The sequence below is a fragment of the Prolixibacter sp. NT017 genome, from assembly GCF_009617875.1.
Taxonomy (GTDB): Bacteria; Bacteroidota; Bacteroidia; order Bacteroidales; family Prolixibacteraceae; genus Prolixibacter.
The window spans coordinates 4,788,952-4,803,472 of sequence record NZ_BLAV01000001.1 but is presented as its reverse complement, the minus strand read 5'-3'; the positions used below and the strand labels follow the sequence as shown (position 1 = coordinate 4,803,472).

14 protein-coding genes are annotated in these 14,521 nt (G+C 45.4%); 11 read left to right on the top strand and 3 right to left on the bottom strand.

From position 1 onward, the window contains the following. The first annotated feature begins 355 nt into the window (after positions 1–355). From gdhA to GJU87_RS19935, 7 genes are all read left to right on the top strand, one after another. Positions 356–1,690, top strand: coding sequence for an NADP-specific glutamate dehydrogenase (gdhA, locus tag GJU87_RS19965; protein WP_106541301.1), 1,335 nt, complete (start codon positions 356–358; stop codon positions 1,688–1,690). Between the two features lie 167 nt (positions 1,691–1,857). After that, on the top strand, positions 1,858–2,622 hold the full coding sequence (locus GJU87_RS19960) for a TatD family hydrolase (RefSeq protein ID WP_153641083.1): 765 nt from the start codon (positions 1,858–1,860) through the stop codon (positions 2,620–2,622). A 161-nt stretch (positions 2,623–2,783) separates the two neighbouring features. Next, positions 2,784–3,821, top strand: a complete 1,038-nt coding sequence (locus tag GJU87_RS19955) for an asparaginase (RefSeq protein WP_228492060.1) — start codon at positions 2,784–2,786, stop codon at positions 3,819–3,821. Between the two features lie 226 nt (positions 3,822–4,047). Continuing rightward, entirely contained in the window at positions 4,048–4,884 is an 837-nt protein-coding gene (locus GJU87_RS19950) for a MotA/TolQ/ExbB proton channel family protein (RefSeq protein WP_106541300.1), read from the top strand. Positions 4,885–4,905: 21 nt separating this feature from the next. Further along, positions 4,906–5,355 (top strand): hypothetical protein, encoded by a 450-nt coding sequence (locus GJU87_RS19945; protein ID WP_153641082.1) that lies wholly within the window; start codon positions 4,906–4,908, stop codon positions 5,353–5,355. Between the two features lie 63 nt (positions 5,356–5,418). Further along, positions 5,419–5,997, top strand: a complete 579-nt coding sequence (locus tag GJU87_RS19940) for a biopolymer transporter ExbD (RefSeq protein WP_153641081.1) — start codon at positions 5,419–5,421, stop codon at positions 5,995–5,997. Positions 5,998–6,014: 17 nt separating this feature from the next. Further along, positions 6,015–6,488, top strand: a complete 474-nt coding sequence (locus GJU87_RS19935; protein WP_153641080.1) for a biopolymer transporter ExbD — start codon at positions 6,015–6,017, stop codon at positions 6,486–6,488. Between the two features lie 126 nt (positions 6,489–6,614). Here the strand turns inward: GJU87_RS19935 and aspS are convergent, their stop codons facing one another. Next, positions 6,615–8,375, bottom strand: a complete 1,761-nt coding sequence (aspS, locus tag GJU87_RS19930) for an aspartate--tRNA ligase (protein ID WP_153641079.1) — start codon at positions 8,373–8,375, stop codon at positions 6,615–6,617. Positions 8,376–8,532: 157 nt separating this feature from the next. Here aspS and GJU87_RS19925 point away from each other — a divergent pair, with 157 nt between their 5' ends. From GJU87_RS19925 to GJU87_RS19915, 3 genes are all read left to right on the top strand, one after another. Further along, complete coding sequence (locus tag GJU87_RS19925; RefSeq protein WP_153641078.1) at positions 8,533–8,976, top strand: nucleoside deaminase; 444 nt, start codon at positions 8,533–8,535, stop codon at positions 8,974–8,976. A gap of 100 nt (positions 8,977–9,076) precedes the next feature. Continuing rightward, positions 9,077–9,781 (top strand): purine-nucleoside phosphorylase, encoded by a 705-nt coding sequence (deoD, locus tag GJU87_RS19920; RefSeq protein ID WP_153641077.1) that lies wholly within the window; start codon positions 9,077–9,079, stop codon positions 9,779–9,781. A gap of 41 nt (positions 9,782–9,822) precedes the next feature. Further along, the gene (locus GJU87_RS19915; RefSeq protein ID WP_194831594.1) at positions 9,823–11,442 is read left to right on the top strand and encodes a M28 family peptidase; all 1,620 of its coding nucleotides are present in this window, start codon (positions 9,823–9,825) and stop codon (positions 11,440–11,442) included. 22 nt (positions 11,443–11,464) lie between these two features. Here the strand turns inward: GJU87_RS19915 and GJU87_RS19910 are convergent, their stop codons facing one another. Both GJU87_RS19910 and aroB read right to left on the bottom strand, forming a co-directional pair. Beyond that, a complete protein-coding gene (locus GJU87_RS19910; RefSeq protein ID WP_153641075.1) occupies positions 11,465–12,709 on the bottom strand; it encodes a 3-phosphoshikimate 1-carboxyvinyltransferase in 1,245 nt (414 codons plus the stop codon). 12 nt (positions 12,710–12,721) lie between these two features. Beyond that, positions 12,722–13,795: a 3-dehydroquinate synthase gene (gene aroB / locus GJU87_RS19905; RefSeq protein ID WP_153641074.1), complete on the bottom strand. Its 1,074-nt coding sequence runs from the start codon at positions 13,793–13,795 to the stop codon at positions 12,722–12,724. A gap of 86 nt (positions 13,796–13,881) precedes the next feature. On the opposite strand from aroB, the gene GJU87_RS19900 reads away from it, so the two are divergent. Next, complete coding sequence (locus GJU87_RS19900) at positions 13,882–14,346, top strand: hypothetical protein (protein WP_106541290.1); 465 nt, start codon at positions 13,882–13,884, stop codon at positions 14,344–14,346. Positions 14,347–14,521 lie beyond the last annotated feature (175 nt).

The following is a 14,521-nucleotide window of genomic DNA, read 5'->3' as shown; positions in this document are numbered from 1 at the left end:
TTTTCCAATCTATACCGATACGCTCCTTTGCTCCGGCAGAGGGGCGTTTTCTCTTTCTGGCTTTCACGCAATCAGCACCTCATTTATTCATAAGGCCAAAAATCCACTTTCAAAATTCTGACATAAGTCAAACTTCCGGTTTTTTGTGCTATTAAACATACTCTGAAAGCATCCGTAATGACTGATTTACTGACTATTGAGCGATTCCTGTTTTTTGAATAATCATTAGGAAGAGGAGAAAATGTTTTCTCTACCTTTGACTCTAACAAATTGAAACCGTCGGGGTGTAACTGTCTTCGGGCATTATACCCGCACACAGACGGAATCCATAGGGTTTTTACAAAAATATGTTATCATGAATACCGGTATAGATCAATTCATGGAGGCCTTAAAGGCCCGCACCAATGGCGAGAAGGAATTTCATCAGGCCGTTCAGGAAGTTGTTGAATCTGTTTGGGAGGTTTACGATTCAAATCCTCGTTACAAGCAGGCACGCATTCTGGAACGCATGGTGGAGCCCGAAAGAGTCGTCATGTTCAGGGTTCCCTGGATGAATGACCGGGGCGAAGTTGAAATTAACCGCGGTTACCGCGTCGAATTCAACAGCGCACTTGGTCCATATAAAGGTGGATTACGTTTCCACCCCAGTGTTAATTTAAGTATTCTCAAGTTTTTAGGGTTTGAACAAACCTTTAAAAACAGCCTGACCACCCTTCCTATGGGAGGCGGTAAAGGAGGCTCCGACTTCAGCGCCAAAGGACGCAGCGACAACGAAATCATGCGTTTCTGTCAGTCGTTCATGACCGAGTTGAGCCGCCACATCGGTCCGGATACTGATGTACCCGCTGGTGACATCGGCGTTGGCGGTCGCGAGATCGGCTACCTCTTCGGACAGTACAAACGCATCCGCAATGAGTTTACTGGCGTATTGACCGGAAAAGGTCTGGGTTGGGGAGGTTCACTCATCCGTCCGGAAGCAACCGGTTACGGTGCCGTGTACTTCGTTCAGCACATGCTGGCCGAAATGGGCAAAGACATCAAAGGTCAGGTATTCTCGGTATCCGGTTTCGGAAACGTTGCCTGGGGAGCCATCAGTAAGATCAACGAACTGGGTGGTAAAGTAGTTACTATCTCCGGTCCCGACGGTTACATTTACGATGCCGCTGGTATTACCGGCGAAAAGGTTGACTACCTGCTCGAACTGCGGGCAACCAACAACGACATTGTTGAGCCTTATGCCGAAGAGTTCGGCGCACAGTTCTTCGCTGGTAAAAAACCATGGGAACAAGCAGTTGACATTGCCATGCCATGTGCTACTGAAAACGAGTTGAACGAAGAAGACGCCAAGTTGCTGATCAAGAACGGCTGCTTCCTCGTTGGCGAAGTTTCCAACATGGGCTGTACAGCTGACGCAGCAGAATTGCTGACCAAAGAAATCGCGTATGCTCCGGGTAAAGCAGTTAATGCCGGTGGTGTTGCTGTTTCTGGTTTAGAAATGTCACAAAACAGCATGCGTTACAACTGGACCCGCGAAGAAGTGGATCAACGCTTACATATTATTATGAAAGAGATTCACGAGACTTGTAAAATCCACGGACGTAACGGAAGTAAGATAAATTATGTCAAAGGTGCCAATGTTGGTGGCTTCGTAAAAGTTGCCGATGCCATGCTGGCACAAGGGCTTGTATAAGCACCTATCCTAAAAAGCAGAAAGAGCCGTTTCCCTTCCGGGAAATGGCTCTTTTCGCATCAACCAGGCTCAATTATTTCCAATGTAAATTGCACTTAGGATTCAGATAACATTCTGTTAATGGGTGGATGCTTCTGCTTTTGCTATTTTTGACCAAATTTCGAAAAATGTTTGTTGATACCCATTCACATATTTATTCGCCTGAGTTTAATATCGATCGGACGGAAGTTGTAAACCGTGCCACAACATCCGGAATTAAGAAAATAGTTCTCCCCAATATCGACAGCTCTTCCATCAAACCCATGCTGGACTTGTCAGCATCGTACCCGAATGTTTGCTATCCGTTAATCGGATTGCACCCTACTTCGGTAAAGGAAGATTTTCGAAATGAACTGGAAATTGTTCGCTTTTGGCTCGACCGCCACCAGTTTTATGGTATCGGCGAAATCGGGCTCGACCTGTTCTGGGATCAGACTTTCGTCGAAGAACAGACCGAGGTTTTTCGCGTTCAGTTGCAATGGGCAAAAGAGCGCAAACTTCCGGTAGTAATCCACGTACGGGATTCATTCGAAGAAGTATTCAACGAAGTAGGAAAAGCTGCAGATGAAAACCTAAGAGGCGTTTTTCACAGCTTCACCGGAACGCTGAAACAGGCAGAACAGATTATTGACTGGGGATTTAAAATTGGTGTGAATGGTATTGTTACCTTTAAAAATGCCGGCGTCGATAAAGTCATCTCCCAAATCGATCCCAAACATCTTCTGCTGGAAACCGATTCACCTTATCTTGCACCCGTTCCATTCAGAGGGAAACGCAACGAAAGTGCACACATTGTACAGGTAGCCGCCAAAGTTGCCGAACTGCACAACACTACTCCCGAAGAAATCGCCGAAATAACAACAAAAAATGCTGAAGAAATGTTTGGAATCTGACCACGCTTCGTTCCAATATTTCTAATTTTGAGGGCAATTTAATCGTGTAGACAAAGAAATCCGGGTTGAACCCGTTCGCCGGACTCAAATTACACGTATTATATTATTGTACTTCATCCAAATTTTCACCGATTCGGCAATCGGTGATAAAAACATTAGGTGTGAAAAACAACGAAAAGCCTTCAATTCATATTATTTATACCGGCGGCACCATCGGGATGCGGGAAGATCCCGATACCCACACACTGGCCCCGATGAAATTTTCCCACATCCAAAATGAAATTCCTGAGTTGTCGAAACTTGGCATAGAAGTATCGGCAACCGCCTTCAATCCTCCCATCGACTCGTCCGACATGCAACCGGCGATTTGGGCCCGGATTGCCAGAACGGTACGTCAGAACTACCAAAAATACGACGGTTTTGTTGTTCTTCACGGCACCGATACCATGGCGTACACCGCATCTGCATTAAGCTTCATGTTCGAGAACCTCGACAAGCCCGTTATCCTGACCGGTTCGCAGCTTCCTATTGGTGTTATGCGTACCGACGGGAAAGAAAACCTGGTAACGGCCGTAGAACTTGCGGCCGCCAGCCGAAACGGCCGGGCCATTGTTCCGGAAGTCTGTATTTATTTCAACTCCCGCCTTTTTCGCGGCAACCGCACAACAAAAGAAGATTCAGAAAAATTCAGTGCGTTTATGTCACACAATTATCCGATTCTGGCCCGTGCCGGAGTGGATATTGTATACAGTTACGACCGCATTAATTACCCGAAAAACAAAGGCATACTAAAAGTTAACACCAACATCAGTGATAAAGTCATTATCTTGAAGATGTTTCCGGGGATGAACCGCCAGTATATTGAGCATGCACTGAATCTACCGGAATTGAAAGGTGTTGTACTGGAATCGTATGGTTCAGGAAATGTTCCCACACACCGTTGGCTGTTAAACGCCATCCGGAAAGCCATCAGGCAAGGGGTTATCTTCCTGAATGTAACACAGTGTTCAGGCGGCAGAGTGCAGATGGGACAATACATGACCAGCTATGATCTGCTCAACGCAGGCGTTATCAGTGGAAAAGACATAACCGTTGAAGCAGCTATCACTAAGTTGATGTTTCTACTCGGACAAGAGCTCACAACAGAGGAAGTGAAGACTCATTTACAACGGAGTCTGAGCGGGGAAATAACAGAATGAGTTGTTTTTTTTTCAACTTTTTTTTGTAATTTGCGTGCCTGAATTTTAGACCAATCCGGAATCTTTTTAAGCGGAAATAGTTTCATTTGGAAAGAGAAAACGGGGGGCTAATTGAAGAACGAAACAAGGATTTTTTTTTATTTGTTGGAAATTTATTGTAGATCAATAAATCGTAAATAGAAATTAATAGTAAGAACAATTTATTAATCAAAATTCAAAACCAATTATGAAAAAACTATTTGCGTTAATTGCAGTTTTCGGGATGCTTAGTTTTGGCGCATCGGTGGTTGCTTTCGCACAGGAGCAAGACACCACGCAGGCAGCTACTGAACAAGCGGCTACTGATTCCGTAACACAGGCTCAGGCTCAAAGCTCTGACTTGACAGCTGATCCTGTAGAGCAAGCAGCTGCCAAAGCTGAATCAGGCAAGTCTCTTCACAGCATGCTTAAGCAATATTTCATTCAGGGGGGTCCGAGCTTCATGGCATTCGTACTTATCGCCCTGATTCTTGGTCTTGCATTGGCTATCGAGAGAGTTCTTTATTTGAACCTCGCCACTACCAACACCAAAAAACTGCTGGCAAATGTAGAAGATGCATTGAATAGTGGTGGTGTAGAAGCTGCTAAGGAAGTTTGCCGCAACACCCGCGGTCCTGTTGCTTCTATTTTCTATCAGGGACTCGATCGTTTCGACGAAGGAATCGACGTAGTTGAGAAGTCAATCGTATCATACGGTGGTGTACAGGCTGGTCTGCTGGAAAAAGGACTGAGCTGGATTGCACTGTTTATCGCACTGGCTCCGATGCTTGGTTTCATGGGAACTGTAATCGGTATGATTTCAGCATTCGATGCTATCCAGGTTGCTGGTGACATTTCTCCTTCTCTGGTTGCTGGTGGTATTAAGGTTGCACTTATTACTACTGTAACAGGTCTTATCGTTGCTATCATCCTTCAGATTTTCTACAACTACTGTGTTGCAAAAATCGATAGCATCATCAACAGCATGGAAGATGCTTCTATCTCTCTGCTTGACCTGTTGGTAAAACACAACCTGAAGAAGTAATTACAAAATTAATTCGTACCCATGAGTAGTAAAGTAACAAGAATACTGACTATTATTCTTTGGGTCATGTTGGCGTTATCAGCAATCTTTATCGTGCTGCTGGTCGATAAGATTGATACACCACAACAGGACTCAATGATAAATCTTAACCTTCGCTGGTCATACATACTCTTTGGCATTGCGGCTATTGTTGCTGTCGGATTCTCCGTTTTCCACATGTTCTCATCTGGAGAAAAAGCTAAAAAGAGCTTGATGGCTATAGGAGTGCTTGCCGCAGTAGTCATTATTGCAAGCCTGCTGGCATCGTCAGAAATTCCAAATTTCTACGGAGCTCAAACGATGGTTCAGAAGGGAACATTGACCCCTGAAGTTGCTAAATTCACAGACACCCTGCTCTATACCACCTACATCTTGTTTGGCGGAGCCGTTTTGTCTGTTATTTATTCGGGTCTTTCCCGTTTCTGGAAATAAGATTTAAATCAGAATGAAAAAGGGTGACTTTTTCATCATAACTGAACATGAAATTAAATAAACATGCCTAGAAAATTACCGGAATATAATGCTGCATCTTTGGCTGACATTGCCTTCATGTTGCTTCTCTTCTTCCTGGTAACAACTACCATGGACGTTGATTCTGGGCTCGAACGTAAGTTGCCACCGCCACCTCCGCCGAATCAGGACTTGAGCAAACAGCCACAAATTAAAGAACGTAACGTCTTTGTTGTGCTGGTGAACAAGAACGATCAGTTGTTGGTGGAAGGCAAACCGATGCGCGTCCGCGACCTTCGCGAAGCAGCGGAAAATTTTATGGCCAACCCGAATAACGATCCGACGTTACCGGAAAAAGAAGTGAAAGACGTTCCCTTCTTTGGTCCGACGGAAGTTACCAAGGGAGTCATCTCGCTGCAGAATGACGTAGGTACGACATATGGTACCTATATCGCGGTCCAGAATGAATTGGTAGGCGCTATCAACGACTTACGGGACCAGCTGGCACAACGGAAATGGGGAAAATCCTATGACGATCTCGATAGAGATCAGCAGAAAGCTGTTCAAGAGATTTACCCATCACGTATTTCAGAAGCTGAGCCCAAAAAAGTTGGTAAAAAATAATTAGGAGGATTTAAAGAATGTCAAAATTCAGAAAAGACGACAAAAAGGAAACTCCACCGATTTCGACAGCAGCTTTGCCTGACATTGTATTTATGCTTCTGTTCTTCATCATGGTGTCGACCACCATGCGTGAGGTAACGTTGAAAGTACAAATTAAGTTGCCCCAGGCAACTGAGTTGAGCAAACTGGAGCGGAAATCTTTGGTGAGTTACATCTACATCGGCCCTCCTCAACAGCAATACCAGGCACAGTTAGGTAGCGAACCGCGAATTCAGCTGAACGATTCATTTGCCACTGTTGGCGACATCCAGGATTTTATTGTGTCCGAAAGGGAAGCACACGACGAGAACGAAGTTCCGTTGATGGTTACCTCTCTTAAAGTGGATCAATATACCAAGATGGGTATCGTTTCAGACGTGAAGCAGGAATTGAGGAGAGTTCAGGCTCTTCACATCAATTACTCAGCCAGAAAACGTACTGAGAAAAACTAAGATGTACACTAAATAAAAGAAAGCGGTCTGAAATTCAGGCCGCTTTTTTTGTGCCAATATTTTTAACATACAAAAAACGGCTGCTCATAAGAACAACCGTTTTAATTAGTAACGCGTACGCTATTTTTATTTCTTTTCTTTTTGCGGAACGACTTTCAGGGTAAGTTCGTCCAACTGTGCATCAGCAATGGTCGACGGGCTGTCAATCATTACGTCACGCCCGGCATTGTTTTTCGGGAATGCAATCACATCGCGAATACTGTCGAGCCCGGCAAACAGCGATACCAAACGGTCGAAACCGAAAGCAATTCCTGCATGCGGAGGCGCACCATATTTAAACGCATCCATAAGGAAGCCAAACTGCTTCTCAGCCTCTTCTTTGGTAAAACCGAGTGTCTTAAACATTTTGGCCTGCAGCTCGCTGTTGAAAATACGAACAGAACCGCCACCAATTTCCACACCGTTAATCACCAGGTCATAAGCATTCGCATGAACCTTACCCGGATCGGTATCCAACAAATCCACTTCATCCAATTTTGGCGATGTAAACGGATGGTGCATAGCAAAAAAGCGCTGCACTTCTTCATCCCATTCCAGCAATGGGAAATCAACCACCCACAACGGACGGAAATCATCACTTTTAGCCAGCCCTAACTGCTTGCCCATTTCCAAACGAAGTATCCCTGTAGCTGTTTGTGTCGCCTCTTTCCTGCCTGACAAAACCAGTAGCAAGTCACCGGGAACGGCTCCAAACAGATCGGCCCACTTCTTCAAATCGTCGGCACTATAGAATTTATCAACTGACGATTTAAATGAGCCGTCTTCGTTATATTTCACATAAACGAGCCCTTTGGAACCAACCTGTGGACGTTTAACAAAATCCGTCAACGCATCCAGTTGCTTGCGCGAATAGGAAGCTGCGCCGGAAGCACAAATACCTCCAATATATTCAGCTTCGTCAAACACTTTGAAGCCATTTCCCCTCACCGTTTCCGTCAGGTCATGGATTTCCATCCCAAAGCGAATATCGGGTTTGTCTGAGCCATATTTTTCCATTGCCTCTTCGTAAGGCATACGCGGAAACTCACCCGGGTCGAAACCCTTCAGTTCCTTGAAAAGATGTCGGGTCAGCCCTTCAAACATACTCAGCACATCATCCTGCTCCACGAACGACATCTCGCAATCAATCTGCGTAAACTCAGGCTGCCGGTCTGCGCGAAGGTCCTCATCGCGGAAGCATTTTACAATCTGATAGTACCGGTCAAAACCAGCAACCATCAGCAACTGTTTGAAGGTCTGCGGCGATTGCGGAAGCGCATAAAACTCGCCGGGATTCATTCGCGAAGGAACTACGAAGTCGCGGGCACCTTCCGGTGTAGACTTGATCAGAACCGGCGTTTCTGTTTCGATAAAATCCTGGTCATTCAGGTAATTTCTTACGTAATGGGCCATCCGGGCACGAAGCTCGAGATTCTTGCGAACATTTTCCCGACGCAAGTCGAGATACCGGTATTTCATACGAATTTCATCACCGCCATCCGTATCTTCAGCAATGGTAAACGGAGGAACAACCGATTGATTCAGAACCGTGACTTTTTTGAGCTCTACCTCCACATCTCCCGTAGAAATTTTGCTGTTCTTGCTCGCGCGTTCTCTCACGACACCTACGATTTGGATGACAAATTCACGTCCCAGGTGATTCACAGCATCCTTAATTTCAGCCGAAGCAGTATCGTCAGCAACCAGCTGCGTAATACCGTAGCGGTCACGGAGGTCAACAAAAGTCATTGCACCGAGGTTGCGGACCCTCTGTACCCATCCGGCAAGCGTCACTTCATCGCCAGCCTGGTTGATTCGTAATTCACCGCAATTATGGCTTCTGTACATCGATTATTCTTTTATAAATTTGAATGCAAAAGTACAAAAGTTCTAAAGAAAACAGGAAGCAATCAATCACAGGTTTAGGCGCCTCCTGAGAAATATTTTGGGAATCGGACTTGCCTGCTTTTAGAATCAGAATTACTTTTAAACTAAAACTCATAACATGCTGGAACCATTTTCCGATGAATACTTCATGAAGCAAGCGCTTAACGAGGCGCAGAAAGCATTTGATATGGGAGAAATCCCCGTCGGCGCTGTAGTCGTTTGCCAGAATCGTATCGTTGCACGTGCGCATAACCTCACCGAAAAGCTGAACGATGTAACCGCTCATGCGGAAATGCAGGCCATCACGGCTGCTGCCAACATGTTAGGCGGCAAATACCTGAACGAATGCACACTATATGTTACCCTGGAGCCTTGTGTGATGTGTGCCGGGGCATTGGGCTGGTCACAAATCGGACGAATTGTATATGGTGCCGAAGACGAAAAGAGAGGCTTCCAAAAGTTTGCAGCGAAAGCCTTACATCCTAAAACAACCTTACTGGGAGGAATTATGGAGGCTGAATGTTCAACACTTGTCAAAGACTTCTTCTTGTCGAAACGATAAGCAAACCCTCCAAACACCTTTTTAAAAGTGATATCAGGTAAAAAACATTTTGCTATTTTGCCTGACAAACCAACTCTATTAACGACTAAATAAAAATTCGATGAGTATACACAACCAGGCTAAAAAAGGAGACATCGCAAAAACCGTTCTTCTCCCGGGTGACCCGCTTCGCGCAAAGTTCATTGCTGATAACTTTCTGGACGATACGGTCTGCTACAACGAAGTCCGCGGCATGTTAGGCTACACCGGTTATTACAACGGACAGCAAGTGAGTGTGCAGGGAACCGGCATGGGAATGCCGTCCATGTCGATTTACGCCACTGAGCTAATTGAAGAATACGATTGTGAACAGCTTATCCGTATCGGCAGCTGTGGTTCCATACAACCGGAAGTACAACTCCGGGATATTATTCTCGCACAAGGTGCTTGTACCGATAATGGTATGAACCAGTTGCGATTCGGCGGGCTACAGTTTGCTCCGCTAGCCGATTTTGACCTGCTTCACAGAGCCTACACTATTGCCCGGGGAAAAGACGTGAACCTTCATGTAGGAAATGTTTTAAGTTCTGACTTCTTTTACAACGACGAGCACATTGGCGACCCATTTGCCGTATGGCAGAAATTCAATGTTCTGGCAGTGGAAATGGAAACGGCTGCTCTTTATACGATTGCTGCCAAATACAAGAAACGGGCACTTTCTATTTTGACCGTCAGTGACCATATCCCGGAAGGAAAATCGACCACTTCGGAAGAACGGCAAACCACTTTTACACAAATGATGGACATTGCCCTGAAACTGGCCTAAACACTTTATAAACCAAACAATCGCCTTACGCCATGCGCTTAATGACACTATTACTGCTTCTCCTGCTTCTGAATCTGACTACTTTCGGGCAAACCCAAAAAGACAAGGGTTTGCAAGCAATTACCATGAACAGCGTGAAAAGTCCGGTTCAGTTTCTGGCCAACGACCTGTTGGAAGGACGAATGGCAGGTACAAAACAAGGGCAAACGGCAGGTGAATATGTAGCGTCATTGTTTAGCTTCATTGGGCTGGAAGCCATGGGGGACTCTGTTACTTTCAAACCAAATCGTTACCAAAAGCTCCTGGGAGCGGAACCAAGAACAACAGCTTCCTTCTTTCAACCTTTCCAGGCGATTGAGGTTTCTCCTGATACCGTCCAGGAGCTCGCATTAGTCACGACTTCAGACAAAGCAACGCTAAGAAAGGAATACGCGTATAAAACGAACTTTCGGGTGACTATTCCGAACGGGAGCAGCCAGGTTTCGGCGCCTGTAGCGTTCGTCGGTTATGGCATGACGGATAAAAAAAGCGGTTATGATGATTTCAACAAAATCGACGTCAAAAATAAAATCATCGTCAGATGGGCAGGTTTACCCGGACAGGATTTTAAAGGTAGTCCGGCAGCGAAACAAATCACGGGACCGGAAGGCAGGGCGCTGGAGCGTTTGAAAAATAAACAAGCAAAAGACAATGGAGCAGTCGCAGTCCTGGAAGTTGCGGACGGTGCGCAAATCAGCCATTGGAACGCCAACCAATACTATTTCCACAATGCGATGTATGAAGGCGTGAAGAAGCGTGAATCGTTTTATGACAAACGGGTTTACCTACCCAACACGGGCGACGGAAATATTCCGGTTATTTACATTTCTCCTTCTGTATTTTCAGACATCATGGGACCGGAGTTTCAGAATACGCGAGCCCGAAAGAAAGCTTCCGAACTGAAAAATGTATCACAAGCCATCAGCAGAAAGACAATTGAACTGGCAATAAACACCAGGAATCGAAGACTACAGCTGCGAAATGTGCTGGGCAAAATTGAAGGAAAGAAAAAGGATAAGTTCATTGTAATTGGTGCCCATTACGACCATTTGGGCACCCACGATGGCTATATTTGGAATGGCGCCGATGACAACGCATCGGGAGTTTCTGCAGTATTGAACATTGCCAAAGCCATGATTGCATCGGGAGTTCAACCCGAATACACCATTTTATTCGCCTGTTGGGACGGGGAAGAAAGAGGATTGCTGGGCTCACATTACTTTGTCAATCACTGGGCAAACAAGGGAAAAATAATGGCCTACCTCAATTTCGATATGATTGGCCGAAACGCCGGCCCGGAAGCACCGGACAACCAGGTAACCATGATTTATTCTAAAGCCTTCCAACCGGCGGTTACTTTATCAAAGCAACACATCAGCGCCTACAACCTGAACCTGGTTGTTTCATACAACGGTTCGGAAAAACCGGATAGCGGCAGCGATAACGTGTGGTTTGTCAAAGATGATGTGCCACTGTTCTGGTTTCATACCGGTGGTCACCCGGATTACCACCAACCGACTGATGTGCCGGAAATGATCAACTACACCAAGATGGCCAACATCATCCGGTTGAGCTATCTCGACATTTTTGAGTTGTCGACGAATCCTGAAAGCTGGAAATAACTGAAAAGCGTCTCCGTAGATATCAATCGGATACTTCCTGAACAGTGAATCCAACTTTCTTCAAATCCTCATAGAAAGCAGGGTAAGATTTGGTCACCACCATTGGATCGGCAATCTTCAATTTGCCGAATACCAGCGTTGCCGGAGTAAACGCCAATGCCATCCGGTGATCATGATAGGTTTCGATAGTCGCCTCACTCGCATCAACACGTTCATCCAACATTCCATCCCAGTCAATTTCACCATGCTGTGGTTCGGTCAGTTTGGCTCCCAGCTTAGCGCATTCATTCTGCAAAGCAGCAATCCGGTCGGTCTCTTTTATCTTCAGCGTATGCAGTCCTGTAAAATGGAAGGGAATCTGCTTTGCTACACACAAGACGGCAAAAGTCTGGGCCACGTCCGGGTTTTCAACAAAGTTTAAATCCAGGTGTTTCAGCTCCGGTTTTTCCTTCCGGGAAATTCGAACATCATTGCCTTCCTGTTTTGACTGAATTCCGAAATATTGGTCGAACCACTTGGCCAATACTGCGTCCCCCTGCAAGCTTTGCAAGCGCAGTCCTTTTAAAAGAATATCGAAGTCATCGGACATGGCAGCAATTTGATACCAGTAAGAGGCACCGGACCAGTCAGCTTCCACCGTGAATCGGATGGGCTTATATTCCTGCTGATCGATACGAATCTCACTCCCTTTCCAGGCATACCGCACACCAAATTTCTTCATCAACTTCAGTGTTAACTCGATGTACGGCCGGGAAGTAATCTTGTTTTTCAACCTCAACGTCAAACCATTTTGGATAGACGGAGCAATCATCAGCAACGCTGAAATATACTGGCTACTCACACTTCCGTCGAGCTCCAGGACGCCACCTTTCAGAGCGGTTCCGGTAATCTTCAACGGTGGATATCCCTCTTCTCCTGCATATTCGATTACCGCTCCCAATTCACGTAATGCATCAACCAGTATGCTAATCGGCCGTTGTTTCATCCGCTCCGAACCGGTTAGCGTCCACTGCCCCATTATCTTCGAAAGAAAAGCCGTCAGGAAACGCATGGCCGTTCCGGCATGACCGATATCGAACTCGTTGGTCGAAGCGTTCAGCACCTTCTCCATCACGCGGGTATCGTCGCTATCCGACAAATTTCCGATAGTGTATGGCGAATAACTCAGCGCATTGATAATCAACACACGATTACTAATACTTTTTGAAGCAGGCAGTTTGATCTCTCCTTCCAACCTGCTGTTGGGTCTGGTTATCTGGTAAAGCATCTATTCAATTCGTTAAAGAGAAAGATTCCGGTAAAAATCAAGCGATTCAATGATTAAGTCGCGACTGCAATCCTGATCAATCGCCACTTTTCCAATTTTCGGCAGCAGCGTAAAGTTAATCCGCTTGCCTTCGTTTTTCTTATCATGACTCATCAGGCTCAGCAACGCATCGTAATCCTCTTCCGTGATATCAAATTTTCCATAAATGGTCATCAGCCAGTACGAAAGTTCCTTCAAATCGCGACTTGACAACCCGGCCATTTTGTGCGACAGATACAATTCCGCCATCATACCGTAAGCCACTGCATAGCCGTGTAATATCGGTTTCCCGGAAGTCATGGCATAGCTTTCAAACGCGTGACCGATGGTGTGACCAAAGTTCAAGGCTTTGCGAATATTCTTTTCCGTCGGGTCCTTATCAACAAAATAATCTTTGATGGCTACCGAACGGGCGATTAATCCGGCTAACGCTTCGTAGTTGAGCAAATCGAGATCGTAGTTCCGGACCTCCTTCAGATGATCGGCCGAGCGAATCAAGCCGTGCTTCACCATTTCGGCGAATCCGGATACGAAATTCCGGCGGTCGATGGTTTTCAAAAAGCGCGTATCGATAATGACATCTTTGGGTTGATTTATCACCCCTATTTCATTTTTGAACCCGTTAAAATTGAATCCGGTCTTGCCACCGACTGAAGCGTCTACCTGTGATAGCAGCGTAGTCGGGACATTCACGAAATCCATTCCGCGCTTATAGGTCGAAGCCGCAAAACTTCCCAAGTCGGTTAACATTCCACCGCCCACGTTAATTACCAGTGATTTCCGGTCAGCACCATTTTGACTCAGGAACAGCCAGATTTTCTCTACGGAAGACAGCTTCTTGTTTTCTTCGCCTGCCGGAACTTCTGTTTTCTTCACCTTCTCCCATCCAATGACGTCCTGTAAAACAGGAAGACAAAATTGGGTCGTATTCGATTCGCTCACCAGAAAAACCTTATCTTCGGGATAACGGGAAATCAATTGAGAGAGAGCAGCTACAACATCATCAGTTACGGTTACTGCTGCATGGTATGATGGTAGATTGTTCATTTTTCGGTTGTTTACCGGACAAAGTTAAAACTATTTGCTATTTTGAATTTCGATTTGCAAACTTCTACATTAAAATACACACAAAGATGATATACAGTAACCGGAAATATGCCGACAAGCTGAGAAAGAGAATTCTGCTTGGAGGAGTGCTCGTTCTGGTAAGTTTAACGGTTTTACTTCTGCTACAACTTTTTACCTGGCTGGCTATTGGTGCCGCCGTCTTTGTTGTCGCTTTTCTTTTCATCGCCGCACTCAATCTCCAGTACATCCGTATTTTCGATGAAAAAGAGAAGATCATCATCCGGTACTTCTCCGTCTTCACTATCAACCGCTTGTTTCAATCCATCGAATTTCCCGTTACTAATTTGATGAAAGCGGAAGCTGAAAAACATTTAGGCGGAATAAAGACCGACCTGATATTAACGGTCAGAACCCGGCAAGGAGTGGCCGTTTATCCGCCGGTTAGTCTTTCCGGCATTAAAAGAAAAGAGAGGCAACAAATCATTGAAGAACTCAATAAGTTAATTCCACGAAAAAAAGAGGGAGCATAAAACAATCATGATTCTTAGGAATCACCAACGGAGATACAAATGATATTAGGGTTCTTTCCTTTGTTCTGAATATCAGAAAGACGAAGATTTTTGCAAAAGCGTAAAAAGCCATCTTGTCTTGCGTGCATACACTGACCACCTTGTGGTTTTTATTTTGACGTATGGTATATCCATT